The sequence below is a fragment of the Bacillus infantis genome (assembly GCF_050107595.1).
In the GTDB taxonomy this organism is placed as follows: Bacteria; Bacillota; Bacilli; order Bacillales; family Cytobacillaceae; genus Bacillus_AB; species Bacillus_AB infantis_C.
In genome coordinates, this window is sequence record NZ_JBNILH010000011.1 from 134,322 (window position 1) to 149,203 (window position 14,882).

General features: G+C 48.6%; 14 protein-coding genes. 4 read left to right on the forward strand and 10 right to left on the reverse strand.

Going from position 1 to position 14,882, the window contains the following annotated elements:
* Positions 1 to 165 precede the first annotated feature (165 nt).
* Positions 166 to 570 (forward strand): DUF2500 domain-containing protein, encoded by a 405-nt coding sequence (locus tag ACQCVH_RS20795; protein ID WP_426837487.1) that lies wholly within the window; start codon positions 166 to 168, stop codon positions 568 to 570.
* 68 nt (positions 571 to 638) lie between these two features.
* On the opposite strand, the gene ACQCVH_RS20800 is transcribed toward ACQCVH_RS20795, so the two are convergent.
* Positions 639 to 815, reverse strand: coding sequence for a hypothetical protein (locus tag ACQCVH_RS20800; RefSeq protein ID WP_426837488.1), 177 nt, complete (start codon positions 813 to 815; stop codon positions 639 to 641).
* A gap of 138 nt (positions 816 to 953) precedes the next feature.
* A complete protein-coding gene (locus tag ACQCVH_RS20805) occupies positions 954 to 1,652 on the reverse strand; it encodes a Na-translocating system protein MpsC family protein (protein WP_426837489.1) in 699 nt (232 codons plus the stop codon).
* Positions 1,653 to 1,964: 312 nt separating this feature from the next.
* On the opposite strand from ACQCVH_RS20805, the gene ACQCVH_RS20810 reads away from it, so the two are divergent.
* A complete protein-coding gene (locus ACQCVH_RS20810) occupies positions 1,965 to 2,663 on the forward strand; it encodes a Na-translocating system protein MpsC family protein (RefSeq protein WP_426837490.1) in 699 nt (232 codons plus the stop codon).
* A gap of 129 nt (positions 2,664 to 2,792) precedes the next feature.
* Complete coding sequence (locus ACQCVH_RS20815) at positions 2,793 to 3,215, forward strand: anti-sigma regulatory factor (RefSeq protein WP_426837491.1); 423 nt, start codon at positions 2,793 to 2,795, stop codon at positions 3,213 to 3,215.
* 151 nt (positions 3,216 to 3,366) lie between these two features.
* Here the strand turns inward: ACQCVH_RS20815 and ACQCVH_RS20820 are convergent, their stop codons facing one another.
* The 5 genes from ACQCVH_RS20820 to ACQCVH_RS20840 all read right to left on the reverse strand — a co-directional run bounded on the left by ACQCVH_RS20820 (position 3,367) and on the right by ACQCVH_RS20840 (position 10,118).
* Positions 3,367 to 4,512, reverse strand: a complete 1,146-nt coding sequence (locus ACQCVH_RS20820) for a glycerate kinase (protein WP_426837492.1) — start codon at positions 4,510 to 4,512, stop codon at positions 3,367 to 3,369.
* Positions 4,513 to 4,537: 25 nt separating this feature from the next.
* On the reverse strand, positions 4,538 to 5,812 hold the full coding sequence (locus tag ACQCVH_RS20825) for a GntP family permease (RefSeq protein ID WP_426837493.1): 1,275 nt from the start codon (positions 5,810 to 5,812) through the stop codon (positions 4,538 to 4,540).
* A gap of 119 nt (positions 5,813 to 5,931) precedes the next feature.
* Positions 5,932 to 7,053, reverse strand: coding sequence for a sugar diacid recognition domain-containing protein (locus ACQCVH_RS20830; RefSeq protein ID WP_426837494.1), 1,122 nt, complete (start codon positions 7,051 to 7,053; stop codon positions 5,932 to 5,934).
* A gap of 76 nt (positions 7,054 to 7,129) precedes the next feature.
* The gene (locus ACQCVH_RS20835) at positions 7,130 to 8,590 is read right to left on the reverse strand and encodes a carboxylesterase/lipase family protein (protein WP_426837496.1); all 1,461 of its coding nucleotides are present in this window, start codon (positions 8,588 to 8,590) and stop codon (positions 7,130 to 7,132) included.
* A gap of 70 nt (positions 8,591 to 8,660) precedes the next feature.
* Positions 8,661 to 10,118 carry a protein adenylyltransferase SelO gene (locus ACQCVH_RS20840; protein WP_426837497.1) on the reverse strand — a complete coding sequence of 486 codons (1,458 nt, stop codon included), beginning with the start codon at positions 10,116 to 10,118 and terminating at the stop codon, positions 8,661 to 8,663.
* A gap of 281 nt (positions 10,119 to 10,399) precedes the next feature.
* On the opposite strand from ACQCVH_RS20840, the gene ACQCVH_RS20845 reads away from it, so the two are divergent.
* Positions 10,400 to 11,296 (forward strand): 3-hydroxyacyl-CoA dehydrogenase, encoded by an 897-nt coding sequence (locus ACQCVH_RS20845; RefSeq protein WP_426837498.1) that lies wholly within the window; start codon positions 10,400 to 10,402, stop codon positions 11,294 to 11,296.
* Positions 11,297 to 11,682: 386 nt separating this feature from the next.
* Here the strand turns inward: ACQCVH_RS20845 and ACQCVH_RS20850 are convergent, their stop codons facing one another.
* From ACQCVH_RS20850 to abc-f, 3 genes are all read right to left on the reverse strand, one after another.
* Positions 11,683 to 12,390 carry a M48 family metallopeptidase gene (locus ACQCVH_RS20850; RefSeq protein WP_426837499.1) on the reverse strand — a complete coding sequence of 236 codons (708 nt, stop codon included), beginning with the start codon at positions 12,388 to 12,390 and terminating at the stop codon, positions 11,683 to 11,685.
* Between the two features lie 6 nt (positions 12,391 to 12,396).
* Positions 12,397 to 12,912, reverse strand: coding sequence for a YehS family protein (locus ACQCVH_RS20855; RefSeq protein WP_426837500.1), 516 nt, complete (start codon positions 12,910 to 12,912; stop codon positions 12,397 to 12,399).
* 66 nt (positions 12,913 to 12,978) lie between these two features.
* The gene (gene abc-f / locus ACQCVH_RS20860; protein WP_426837501.1) at positions 12,979 to 14,880 is read right to left on the reverse strand and encodes a ribosomal protection-like ABC-F family protein; all 1,902 of its coding nucleotides are present in this window, start codon (positions 14,878 to 14,880) and stop codon (positions 12,979 to 12,981) included.
* Positions 14,881 to 14,882 lie beyond the last annotated feature (2 nt).

Below are 14,882 nucleotides of genomic sequence, written 5' to 3' on the forward strand. Positions count from 1 at the left end.
TCACAGATCAAAGTGAAATCCGAAAAGCAGGCCATAATGGCCTGCTTTTTGCATAGGTTCCCTTGCCAGCACTTATTAAACGTGCTATGAAAGCCAGCAGTTTTGTGAAACTTTAAACCCTCCCGCGCGTAACTATTATATAAACACCGTGAAAGGAGCACTAGCATGTCAGAACCATTTTTCATGGGGGACTTTATCTTTCAGGCTGCCCCCGTTTTTATCGGCCTTATATTTATCATCGTTATCGGCGGCCTCATATTCAGCATTTTCAAAGGGGTCGGCCAGTGGCAGAAAAATGAGCAGTCCCCCAGGCTGAGCGTGACGGCGGCCGTTAAATCAAAGCGGACAGATGTATCAAGGAGATCACATGCCCATCATGATAACCATCACCATGTTTCCTCAAGCACCCGCTATTATGTGACATTTGAATTTGACAGCGGCGACCGCTCGGAATTCCATGTATCCGGAAAAGAGTATGGGCTGCTTGCAGAAGGAGACGTTGGGATGCTGACGTTTCAGGGAACGCGGTATTTGGGGTTTGAGAGGAATAGAGGGCAAAGCCATTCTTAAGGAGAGGCGGGGTTCTGCCTCTCCTTCCTTCCTTCCTTTCTTTCTTGGTCACCGGTCTTTCGGGAATGTCAGTATCTTTGTATCCTGTTTATGACGGTCAGCAGGATCTGAATATCAGCCTGAAGTTCTTTTTTAAAAAATTCATCTTCACATTGTTCATAATCCTGTTTCAGACGAAAAAGCTCTTCCATAAAGAGTTCTAATTCTTCCTCCATTATGCCGGTCTTTGGCTGTTTCTGTGCCATTGATATCCTCCTGTTTTAATAGATCAAAAATGACCTATTGCAAAATCTGCTGCTGAGCAAAAGAAAAAGCCGAAAAGAACAGGATTTCCTGTTCTCTTCGGCTTATGTCCGGCACAATTTGTCCGGTTCATTACTGCCTTATGCATCATTGGGTTTGAGTATAAATGAAATAACACTGTTATCCAGTTCAAAATTCCAGTCAACAAAAACGTCCTGTATCTCTGCTTCCAGGATACCAGCAAAATGAATATCATTGCTGAGCAATTCACCTTCCAGCTGCCTTTTGGCTACCCGGAGCGTTTCGACAAATCCCAGGGCAATCAGCTGCTTTTCGATTGGCACCAATATCCCCTCGCGGATCACAACCAATGTGCGGGACCCGAGCATATAAGATTCAACCCGGTCCGGCGCTTTCTCAGCCTGCCTGCTTATGCTGATGATTTCTTCGTGGACCTTTTTCTTCCCTTTATAGTCAGATTCTGAATCTTTGCCTTCAGCCACAATGGACGGGCCAACGCCTACAAAAACCCCTGTCTGCCTATCAAGATTCCAATCATAATACATATGCTGAATGTCTATATCTGTGATTGCTTTAATCTGGCCCCGCATTTCGGGGTCCAGCGATTTCATCAGATATTCTCTTGTTGTCAGTACCGTCAATTCCTGGCCCTGGTCAAGAAGCACCTGCTCTGTTGCTGATATAAAGCCGCTTATATAAATAAGGACATATGGCTTTGATACCGTCACGTAAATGGCTTCCGGGCCTTTTCCAAACTTCTCCCGCAGCAGCTTGCCAAAATTATTTGCCAGTTTTGTCTGCTGCGCCTTAATCTCCATGTTTACGTCTACCCTTGCACACAGAAAGAAGCATCATATCCTCTCTCCTTTTTCCATTTTAGCATCAGCCTGCCAGAAGGGAAACTCCTAACAGGCAAATCTCCACAACTTAATTCTCCCCTTTTTATCACAAAAAAAACATATTTTATGAATAATCTGTAAAAATATAGAGGATTATTTTAATTTTGGAAGAATAAATAGGTAGAGCTAAAATTTTTACGTTATAATGGCATTATCTTATGACTGAACGATCCCCATCCCCGCAAACGAATGGATTCGGGATATGAAGCCTGAATCTAAAGGATGGCGAGTATGGACATTAAGAAAAAAGAAAAAGAATTGGGATCTTTTATCGGACGCCTTTTGCGCAGCGCTTTCGGCAAGGGGCCAGGGGCAGTGTTTGCCACCATTTCTCCCCCTTATATCACTGTATATATGAAAGACTTTATGTCACCGATAGAAGATAGATTATTAGATACAGAGCAAAGCAAGTATGTCGAGAAAATCAGGGATATGCTGATGCCTGCACTCATAGACGAGATAAAGGTATATATCCAAATGGATATAGGAGTTACGATTGATGAATTCTATTATGACTGGAATCTGGAAAGCTATTCCGGGATGTTCGTTGGCATTTCAAAAGAAATCGCCCCGGAACACAGCTTGTATCAGAACCAGGAAGATGTACATAAGGAAGTCATCCAAGTTAGCATGGAAGCCGAAAAGCCTCCAGGGGAAGTGCACTCATCCCTGCTGAATCCCAGGACGCTGGTGATTGTCCGTAATCAAATACTGGTAGCTGTTGAAAAAGAATTGATCCGGCAGGGCTATCCGGAAGTCCTTACCCTTGCCAAAAGGGATCTGGAAAAAAGATTGTTCATGGAGCACAGACCACAGTTCGAACGCTATTTGGATGCAGAACTGGAAAATGTATTTGCTTCATGGGATTTTGAACAGGATAAAAGCGTATGCTTATTCATCTTAAAGCCCAATAATAACAGGCAGCAATGACCCAGGCGACAGAACTGGACATGAGCCAAAAGAAGGAAGCTTCCTTCTTTTGGCTCTTTTTTTTTTAACATTAGACACGTGACCATACAAATGCCAGAGTGCGATTTGGCAGTAAGGGGTTTGCCAGACATGGAGAAATCTGCAGTGGTTCAAATTATAAAGGAGAATGACATCATCCTGGCCAGAAAAACGGGCAGAGAACTTGCCCGATCCCTGCACTTCAATCCAATCGACCAGGCAAGAATTCTAACCGTCATTTCTGAGCTTGCCAGAAACATCTACCGTTATGCCGGCAGGGGCCAGATTCAATTTGACAGTCTTTCACAAGGCGATCAGATTGGGCTGCGGCTTACTGCCATTGATTGCGGCCCAGGCATCGCTGACATTCCAAAGGCACTTAAGCAGGGCTATTCCAGCAGCAGTGGGCTTGGGGCAGGACTGCCTGCTGTAAAAAGGATGATGGATGAGTTCTGCATTGATTCCAGCAAAGAAACGGGAACCAAAATTACTGTGATCAAATGGAAAATAAGGATCTATGAAGGAATGTGTTAAGCGTCTGCAATGGATGGATTGCGGGAAGGCACTGGCGGGAAATTTTTAATATACTGATAAAAACTATAAAGATGAATTTCTATAGAAACGCATAAAAAGCGCCTGGACTTTTAAAAAATCCAGGCGCTTTTTTATTTTATGCCTATTCCAACTAAGGTCTGACTAGCCGTCCCAGTTTCCAGACAGCTGCTATATTGGCAGCGGCCTGCTCCACATACCCAGATGCGTTCCGGAAGGCGTCCTCCAGGGAGACTGCTCCAGGCACGATGCTGAAGACTGCGTCAATCCCGTGCTCCCGTACAACATCACTGTCCCTTGAAATGCTGCCGGCCAGCCCGATCACCGGAACTCCCGATTTTTTAGCGGATTTGGCAACACCGATCGGGGTTTTTCCAAAAATCGTCTGTCCATCGATCCTGCCTTCTCCTGTGATGACAAGATCAGCATCTGCCACAATTTGCTCGAGCCTGGCAGCTGCAATGACAATATCGACTCCCCGCTTCAGTTCAGCCGGAAGGAAAGCCAGCAGTCCGCCGCCAAGGCCGCCCGCCGCTCCGGATCCAGGCACATCCTTGATTTTTTTCCCAAGATCCTGTTCAATAACGCTCGCATAATGTGCCAGGTTTTTATCCAGTATTCCTACCATCTGAGGATCGGCCCCTTTTTGCGGACCGAAAATGGCGGAAGCTCCTTTCTCCCCTGTCAGCGGGTTGTCGACATCACATGCAACCTCAATCTTTACAGCTTCAAGGCGTTCATCAAGCTCGGAAAGATCAATCGATGCCAGGCTTGAGAGCGATCCTCCGCCCCCGCCGATTTCCCGCTCTTCTGCATCGAGCAAACGGGCCCCAAGTGCCTGTGCCATCCCGGCCCCTCCGTCATTCGTCGCGCTGCCGCCGATGCCAATGATGATATGGCGGACTCCGAGATCAAGTGCAGCCTTGATTAATTCGCCGGTCCCTTTTGTAGTTGTCACAAGCGGGTTTCTTTTTCCTGGCGGCACAAGATGGATGCCTGATGCTGCCGCCATCTCAATAACAGCGGTTTTCTTATCTCCCAAAAGGCCGAAGAAGGCTTCCAAAGGCTCCCCCAGCGGTCCTGTCACCTGCGCCGTGATAATGCTGCCGCCGGTCGCATCGACCAGCGACTGGACCGTACCTTCCCCTCCATCAGCCATCGGCACTTTCACATATTCAGCATCAGGAATGATCCGCTTGAAGCCTTTTTCGATACAGTCAGCGGCCTCCATGGCCGACAAGCTCTCTTTATAGGAATCTGGTGCAATCACAATCTTCATTTCTATCACTCCTGTTTATTGAATTCTATCCGAACAGCTGAAATACACCGTAAATGAGAGTAGATACAACCGCCATTGTTAGGCCGACCAGTGATTCGTACGGCATGACCTTCAAACGTTCTTTAATTTCCATATTGACGCTTCCGCCTGTTGCGTGGAAGAAGCTTCCGTGCGGCAGATGATCAAGGACTGTAGCCCCCGCATGGACCATGGCTGCGCCTGCTAAAGCACTGACGCCCATTTCCAGGATCGTTGAACTGAATACCTGGCTCGCTACAGCCGTACCTGCAGTTGTTGAAGCAGTGGCAGCCGACATGAAGATACCGGATGCAGGTGCAAGCACATACCCTGGCAGACCGACGGCCTCAAGTCCATTTATAAGAACATCCTTCAGCCCTGAATTGGCGATGATTCCCGCCAATGTGCCTGTTCCAAGCAGCATGATGGCGACGCCTGTCATTTTTCCGAGTCCCGAGACGGCAAAATCATTAATCTTCCTTGCCTTGCCCATCACAATTGCTCCTGCAATCCCTCCAAGCGGCAGGGCAATCATCGGATCGATACTGATATCAAATAATGGCCTCAATGCCAGTAAAATGATGGTAATGACAGGTCCGATCAGCGCGGCCCAAAACGGTGGAAGCGTGCCTTCAGTGTGCGGAGCAACTTCGCTTGCAGAAATGGCAGTCCCTTTATTCACAAGCTTTCTCGCAATGAAATAGGTCATAGCTAGACCAAAGACTGCCGGGATGATCCCGGCTGCCATAATGCTGGTCAGCGGGATATTGAATGCATCTGATGCTGCAATGGCATTCGGGTTCGGCGACATAATATTGCCGGCCTTGCCCCCGCCGATCATGGCGAGCAATATCGCCGTTTTGCTGATAGCTGCTCTTTGCGCAATGGCCAGGGCGATCGGTGCAACCGTAATGACAGCCACATCGACAAACACGCCTACCGCTGTAAGAATCATCGTGGCAGCCGCCAGTGCAAGCAGAGCCCTCGTTTCCCCGAGCTTCTTCACAATCGTTTCTGCAATGACGGATGCAGCGCCCGATTCGATCAGCACACCTGCCAGGACGCCGGCAGCCAGTATCCTTAAAACAGCCGGGATGATGCCTTTAGCGCCCTCCATCATTAAAGTGACGGTATCGGTGATATTTACCCCGCCGATGAGGCCGCCGATTAAGGCGCCGGCAATCATGCCATAGGCCGGGGAAACTTTTTTCAAAATTAATATGATGGCAACGGCTAAAGCGGCAATTGCCCCTAAAGCGCTTACTTGAATGGTAGCTTCCAAGATGATTCCTCCCTTAAAAGATGTTACCTATATTGTAAGCGTTTGCGTAAAGGTTTACATTGTTCACATCATAAAATAAAGGCCCGGTAATCCCGGACCTTTTTGTGCATTTGCACAATTTATATAAGCTGATTCTGCAAGAGAGATAAATAGAGTTCCAGCAGATCCTTTATGGAGCGCGGATCTTTTCCGGTCAGCTCCCTGATCCGCTCCAGGCGGTATCTCAGGGTGTTGCGGTGTATGTAGAGGCGGCTTGCCGCAGAGCTGCTGTCCCCATTTTCTTCAATATAAATCCTCAAAGTCTCCAGCATCTCGCCTTTTTTGTCATGCTGATTTAAGTTTACGGCATGGTGCCGGAACGCTCCTGCTATTCCGAGCTCGGCTGCCCTGGCAACGAAGACTGGCAGCTTATAATCTTCATAGTAATAAAGTGCCTTCTGGGGGTCAATCTTCCTTCCCGCCTCCAGCGTATGTACAGCCTCCCGGTAAGAGCTGGAGATCCCCTCCAAACCGGGATGATACTGGCCGATGGCCGCCTGGCATGACAGCTCCTGGCTGCCTGCAAGCCCGGAAAGCCAATCCTTCACCTGGTTCATGGTTTGGCCGTGATCCCAGTTTTCTCCTTTTATCATCACCTTTTTGAGCAGGACGATAAACTCGGGGTTCATCACATACAAATCATCCTTTTCCAGCCTGTCGCGGATCCATTTATAGCTTTTGGTCTGCTCATCGGCTGCTATGACGATTGCCGTCCTCGGGATATCCAAGTCAATTCCGAGGCGGTCCGCTCTTTCAAAATAGAGAGAATCCAGGCTTTCCGTACCAGACAGCAGCTGGCTTGTCAGCTCTTCTTTCAAGCGTTCATCCCACTGCATTTCATCCATTAAAACAGCCTGCTGAAGGATCATTTCAGAAGCCATTTTAACAAGCTCTCCGTAGCTGCGTATTTCCCTCGGCTCCCCTGTAATCCCAACCACGCCTATGATGCGATCCCGGAAGGTGATCGGCAGATTAATCCCTGCCCTGGCCCCGTTCAGCTGCCCGGCCTCTGCTTCAGTAATTTCAAACCCGCGTCCAGCCCTGATCACTTGGACCGCCCCTTCATGGACAGACTGGATCCTCTCCTTATCACCGGAACTGATGATCACACCTTTTTCATTCATTACATTAATATTCCGGCCGATGATCTGCATCGTCCGATCCACGATTTCCTGAGCTAAAGCTCCATCCAGAAACTTCATTTTGCACCTCCTCAGGACGGAGGTGCCAGGTTTACTGTCCCAGCCTGTTGAAGAAGCGGGACAACTAGCCCGGCCATTATCCCCGTCCTGTGATCAGCTCACGCTTTTCTTTGTAAGGGTCAGCTTCAACCCGGCTCTCACTGTCAAAAATATAGGTATAGCGGTCCAGCGGCTGATACGCCGGCCAATTCATGTCATCTCCAGCCGCATTCGGATTGCCCGCTTTGGCAAACGAAATCCAGGCTGACTGCATATGCCGGGAAAGTCTTTGTATGGTTTCATCCACTTTGACGCCAAGCCGGCTGAAGTAGAAAAGATTTGAAAAAACAAACGCTATTTCCAGTCCATGTGCTGCCTTGCCGACATGAGGATGACCGGGTATATGCCAATCAAACCGGTACATCCAGACAGGAGCATGCTTTGCCTGCCCGGAAGCATATTCAATCGCAGGCTTCCAGAAAACAAAATCGGTCATGAACTGGGATTCCCCTTCAATTGTTGCCGGGTACTGCTCTTTTACCTTTTCTGCCGCTTCCGGACCAATCAGCTTGGCCATTGCTTCATCTCTTGCCGGACCAGGCATCGGGGCTGAGCCCGGCCTGAAGAAAAAGGCGCCTTCATCATGATTGGTCCCGATCATGACAGGTATCCCTTCTGCTGCTCCTCCGATGATTGCCTGCAGCGGAGGAACCGGCAGTGTCTCCGCATCAACCGTTGGCTGGAAAATCATACCCGGCCCCTGACCCGCGGTGACCCGCTCGGCAGCCTTCAAAATATCCTCCGCCGGCACTTCATTCAATTTATCCATGTTCCCCTCATCAATGCCCAGCTGCTGCAGCACTGCTTTAGCTATCATGGAAGCCTGCTCTGGCGGGATGATCTGCGATGCCCCGCTTTCCATGATGGCCTTCTGAAATTGTCCCTTTGCAGCAGGCATGGCCAATAATGAGGCTATGCTCATCGCCCCTGCCGACTCCCCGAACACCGTCACCTGTTCAGGATCGCCGCCGAATGCTTCAATGTTTTCCCTGACCCATTTTAATGCAGCAATCTGGTCCAGCAATCCAAGGTTCGCACTATAACTGCTGTCCAGCCCGGCAAGATGCAGGAAGCCGAAGGCGCCGAGCCTGTAATTGATTGTTACAACAATGACTCCGCCGTTTTCCGCCATACTTGTTCCATCATAAAGAGGGCTGCTGCCGGCACCTGCCCTGAAGGCACCGCCATGAATCCACACCATAACCGGAAGCCCTTCCCTTGGACCTGCCGGCGCCCATATATTCAAATACAGGCAGTCCTCTGTCATGTTTTCAGCCGGCGCGCCAAGCATGGCTGCTATATCTTTGTTTTGCGTACAAACAGGGCCAAATTCAATCGCCTCGAAAGTTCCTTCCCATGCTTCAGGCGGTTCTGGAGGCTGAAAGCGCAGATTGCCGACCGGTTTCTTGGCAAAAGGAATGCCTTTCCACACTGTGGCAGCATGTCCTTCCGTCCCCCTTACTGATCCCTGCTTTGTTTTTACAATGACTGAATCCATTTTCACACTCTCCCTTTGGATTTTTTCAAAAAAAGAGCCATGCCCCATGATCGGGGCACGCTCCTGCTGATCAGGTTCCGCAATAAGTTACATAGCCCTTTCCATCATCATCGGGACCGGTGCAGTATTCCTCTTCAGCCTCCGAATGGGCATATGGCTTTGCCAGCACGTTCAGGAGCCTGCCCATCACACTGTAGTCTCCTTCAACAGCCGCCTCAAGGGCCTCTTCGACTCTATGATTCCTCGGGATCACTGCCGGGTTGCTGTTGTGCATCAGCGTTTTGCTGTCTTCAGATGTTTTATCCTGTTTTTCCAAGCGGGCCTTCCATTTATCATGCCACCCGGCAAATCCCGGCTTGCCCTCTAAGGCTGTTTCCCTTCCGATCGTTAAGGCCCTGAATGTGTTCGTATAATCAGCCTGATGCTCCTTCATCAGGGAAAGCAGTTCCTCAAAGAGCGCTTTGTCTTCTTTTTCAACAGTGAAGATCCCAAGCTTTGCTCCCATACCTTCCAGCCAATTGCCCTGGTAAATGTCCATAAAACCGGAAATTTCCTTTTGGGCAATCTCAACAGCCTGGTCCTGATCATCATGCAGAAGAACCAGGAGGCTCTCCGCCAGGCGGGCCAGATTCCAGCCGGCCATGTACGGCTGATTTCCGTAGGCATAGCGTCCCTGTACATCAATGGAGCTGAAGACTGTTTCAGGGTTATAGGTGTCCATAAAAGCGCAAGGGCCATAATCGATCGTCTCACCGCTGATCGTCATATTATCGGTATTCATAACCCCATGGATGAACCCGGCCAGCTGCCATTTGGCGATTAATGAAGCCTGCCGCCTGATGACCGCCTTCAGGAGTGCCAGATAAGGCTCCTTCTCTCCTTCTATTTCCGGGTAGTGGCGGCTGATGGCATAATCTGCGAGAGCTTTTACATCTTCCTTCTCCCCGAATTGAGCTGCGAATTGGAAGGTCCCGACACGGAGATGGCTGTCAGCTACCCTCGTTAAAATGGCTCCGGGCAGCATGGTCTCCCTCCGGATCATTTCCCCTGTCGTGACAACGGCGAGGCTCCTGGTCGTCGGGATCCCGAGGCTGTACATCGCTTCGCTAATAATATACTCGCGCAGCATCGGCCCAAGCGCCGCCCGGCCGTCTCCGCCGCGGGAATAAGGGGTCCGCCCCGAGCCCTTCAGCTGGATATCAAACCGTTCTCCTTCCGGGGTGATCTGCTCGCCGATCAAGAGCGCGCGCCCGTCCCCAAGCATATTGAAGTGGCCGAACTGATGCCCCGCATATGCCTGTGCAAGCGGCGACGCTCCTTCAGGCATTTCATTTCCGGCCAGAATGCTGATGCTTTCATTACTCTGAAGCTCTTCAGCATCCAGTCCCAGTGAAGCGGCCAAAGGCCCATTCAGAATGGCCAGCTCCGGCGCCTCCACAGGATTGGGATCCTGGCTTGTAAAGAACATCTCCGGCAGGCGTGTGTAGCTGTTATCTAACTTCCACCCTGTTCTATTGCTGTTTGTCATTTTAGCTCCTTTGCGATTTTTGACATAAAAATCCTATTTGCAGTCGATAGTTTTATTATACCCTTTCCGTTTTGAGTTGACGCGCGGAATGCACGGGAGAAATGGAGAGATGATTTTAATCGCTGAAATCTGCGAGGGGACTTTTGTATATCATCATTTTTTAAAATAGTCATATAGTCCTTTTTACCCAAGCATTATACTTCTATAATTTCTCAGCTTAGGTATATAATAAAAGTGGTATTAAATCTATGAACGATACAAATAGAAAGGGAGTTTTTTCTATGAATTACAAGAATGTAACCGTTGCCGGAAGCGGAGTGCTTGGAAGCCAGATCGCATTTCAAACTGCATTTAAAGGGTTCAATGTATCTGTATATGACATTAACGACGAGGCACTTGACCGTGCAAAAGATAGAATCGGAAAGCTGAAACCGCGCTATCAGGAGGACCTTGGGGCCAGTGAAGAAGAAGTAAATTCAGCCTATGAGCGCATCTCCTTCCACAGTGACCTGGCTGCAGCGGTTGCTGATGCCGACCTCGTAATTGAAGCAGTACCAGAAGTCGTTCAGATCAAGATTGATTTTTATACAAAGCTTGGTGCTGCGGCTCCGGAAAAAACCATCTTTGCCACTAACTCTTCTACTTTACTGCCAAGCCAGTTCGCAGAAGCGACAGGCCGTCCGGAACAATTCCTGGCGTTGCACTTCGCGAACGAAATCTGGACAAACAATACAGCAGAAGTTATGGGGCATCCCGGCACAAGCAAGGAAGTATTCGATGATGTCATCGAGTTTGCGAAGGCAATCGGCATGGTAGCCCTTCCTGTGCACAAGGAACAGCCGGGCTATATCCTGAATTCACTTCTTGTTCCATTCCTGGAAGCAGGCCAGAAGCTGCTCTTGAACGGTGTTGCCGATCCGGAAACCATCGATAAAACATGGATGATCGCAACCGGCGCGCCAAAAGGCCCGTTCGCCATCCTCGATATCGTCGGCGTCACAACTGCCTACAATATCGCAAACGGCAAAGGCCAGGCCGGTATGGCAGAATCCGCCAAACTGGCTGAAATGCTGAAGAGAGATTATATCGACAAAGGCAAGCTTGGAAGAGAAACAGGCGAAGGATTCTATAAATATCCAAATCCGAGCTATATGGAAGATGATTTCTTAGACAGCTGATTGACTCTTGATTGAGCGCCCCTCTGTCGACGTAAAAAAAGCTGCCCGATTGCGCTTATTGCGCTGGAGGGCAGCTTTTTTTTGTGGTTTATATGATGAGTTGGGCTGGATTCAGGTTTTGGACGGTAAAATGGTGCTCTGAACAGATTATGTTTCGTAAATTTAGCTTCAGATACCATCAGCCAGCACGAATTTTCTGATTAGAGGGAGAACCCTGTGGGCCTGTGGGCCTGCGGACTGGATAAGCTGTTTATTAGCAACTTTTTCGATATATTAGCAACTTTTGGATTTTATTAGCAACTTTTCCTTTTTACTAGCAACTTTTCAGATATATTAGCAACCTTCACTTTTTATTAGCAACTAACCGAAAAACTGCTATTTCTCCGCTAAACCGTCATCTGCCAGCTTGATAGCGCCAGCCACTTCTCCTGCTCTTTATAATCCGGCATCAGCTTACCGACAAGGCGCCAGAAGGAGCGGTCATGATTCATATGCATCATATGGCACATTTCATGGATCACCACATATTCAATCACCTTCGGCGGAGCCATCGCCAGCTTCCAGTTGAACGTAAGACGGCGATTGGAGTCGCATGTTCCCCATGTTGTCGGACTGTCGGAGATGCGGATGGACTGAGGCTTCATTTTGAAATGCTGCTGATTGGCCTGGATGTTTTTCTCAACAAGCGCTTTGCACTGCTGATAGTAAAACCGCTTCAAAGCCCGCTGGATCTGTTCATCTCCCGGCTGCTTCATAAAAATGCGCAGCTTATCACCGTCCACTGCAGCATAATCCTGCTGGATGCCGGCATCTCCGGTTACTTCGATAGGATATGATTTCCCCAGGTAGAGGAGCCTCTCATCCCGGTCATAGCTCCGCTCCTTCGGCCCCTGGAGCCGGTCCTTCATTTCCTGGGTATTCTCGAGGATCCACTCCCATTTCTCCTCTACCAGCTTCAGCACACTTTCATCCTTTGTGCCTTTAGGGACACGGATTTCTATGTGGCCAAGACCATCAATATAAATCCCGGCCGACTTCCTGTTTTTATGGACAACCTGAAAACTGATTGTTTCCCCTTGATATGTGTGCAGCATGTACTGTCATTCTCCCCTATATTTAACCGTCAATCCTTTTAAGAAATTACGTGCGAAATTATCTCCGCATTCTTTATAGTTTTTATGCCCTTTTTTCCTGAGAAAAGCTCCAAGCTCCCCTTTAGTCACTGTGAGCCCTGCCAGCTTGAATACTTCGAGCATGTCTTCACTCGTCAGGGACAATGCTATTTTCAGCTTTTTCAGCAATAGATTATTCGGATGTTCATTGTCAGACAGCCTGACCTGCGGCGCTTCCGGCTCACCTGGCCTTGGCTGCTGCCGGCCGCGCTTAAAAACAATATACCCATTCAAAAACGTTTCCAGCATTTCATCTGTGCACGGAATATGCCTATCCGTTGCCGCTGGAGCCGCACCATCCTCCAAGTCAGGCGATTTTGTCAGAATCAGGAGCACTTCCTCACGTGAAAACTCCATGCCGCCCAGTTTAAAAATCTCTACAACATCATTATTCTTAATATCCATTGCATATCTGCACCGAATCAAAATATCATTATTATCCACTTTCACACACTCCTGTAATATCAGGGCAGGCACCTGCCCCAATTTATTGATGAACCGGAGAAACCCTCACCCCAGCCAAAGCTCGATGGCTTTTTCCAGCTCTTTATTTATGTCCTCTTTCCTGCCATACAGCAGATTGAGCTGGCCATAATCACTCCCGGCCTCTGACATGCATGCATCAATCTCTTTTAATTCCTGCTCAAGCCGCTGCATTCTTGCTTCAGCCTTCTCAGCTGACGCTTCCTGTTTTGGAGAGAAATGCTGATTCTTCTTTTTCTCCTCAGGCACTAGCATCACTTGGACGGCTCTTTGCTCTTTTATCATTTTATAGGAATCATAGTTGCCTGGGTAGTTTTTCAGCGAATAATCTTCTACTGCAATCACTCTTTCGCTGATTCTGTTGATAAAATAGCGGTCATGCGAGATGAAGAAGATCGTTCCTTCAAAGTCTTCCAAGGCAGCTTCCAGTGTTTCAATCGATGGGATATCCAGATGGTTGGTCGGCTCATCCAGGACAAGCAGATTGATATCCTGGTATAGCAGCATCGCCAGCTTCAGCCTGATTCTTTCGCCGCCTGACAGCTGTTTCACCTTCGTAAAGACACTTTTTTTATAAAACATGAACTTAGCCAGATATTCGCGGGCCTTGCCTTCCACAATTGAAATGCCCTCCCGGAATGCCTCAAGGACTGTAAGCTCTTCATCATTAAATTCAATTTTCTGCGGCAGATAGGCTGCCTGCACATTGGCGCCGAGCTCCACTGTGCCTCCATCTGGCAGCACCTCGCCGAGAAGCATCTTCAGGAAGGTAGTTTTGCCGCTGCCATTAGAACCAAGCAGACCGACTCTTTCTCCATATTGGACCAAAAGGCCGCTGTCTTTGAAAATCACTTTATCATCAAAGCTTTTGCACAGCCCGTCAGCTTTGATGACTTCTTTGCCTGAGCGCTGGGCGGTTTTAATATCAAGCCGCATGTTTCTTCGTTTAAAGACCGGCTTTTCAATAATATCCATTTTATCAAGCTTCTTCTGGATGCTGGCTGCCCGCCGGAAGAATTTATTGTTATCCGCCCTCATCGCCCAGTCGCGGAGGTCGGACACCGTCTTTTCCATCCCATTGATCTTTTTCTGCTGCTCACGGAAATGCTCATATTGAATGCGCATATTCTCTTCCTTCTGGCTGATAAAAGAAGAATAATTGCCTTTATAAGTGATCGATTCCATGTCCTCAATCTCGACTATTTTAGTCACAGTGCGGTCAAGGAAATACCGGTCATGCGAGACGATCAGGACAATGCCCCTGCAGCTTTTCAGGTAACTTTCCAGCCACTCGATCGCTTCCATATCAAGATGATTCGTCGGTTCATCCAGCAGGAGAATATCAGGATTGTGGATCAGCAGCTTGCCGAGCACAACAGTCGTTTTTTCCCCGCCGCTCAATTGATCAAAATCTGTGTTCAAAAAGCTTTCGCTGAACTTAAGGCCTGTGCAGACCTTGCCCAGCTTCTCTTCCCGCTCGTAGCCCCCCTTCGCCTCAAGCTGCATAACTAGATCGCTGTATTGGTTCAAGGCTTTTTCTAGCTCCTTATCTATAAGCACCTTCATCTGCTCTTCCAGTTCACGCATACGTGCTTCAATTTCATCGATATCTTCAAAAGCAAGATTCAGTACATCCTTCACAGTCAAGCCCGGCGGAAAAACCGGCGACTGCTCCAGATACGCCTTGCTCGCCCCTCTTGGAAAATGAATCAGCCCTTCATCATAGCCGGGACTGGATGTCTGCGGATAACCCGGATAATAATGCATCTTTTCAATCCCCGCGATCAGCTTCAGGAGGGTGCTCTTTCCGCAGCCATTGGCACCGACAATCCCAATCTTCTCCCCTTCAAACGCTTCAAGCGATACATTCCTCTTGATCAGTGCGGCTTCCATATATTTTTTGATTCCGTTCAATTTTAATTCGAGCATCT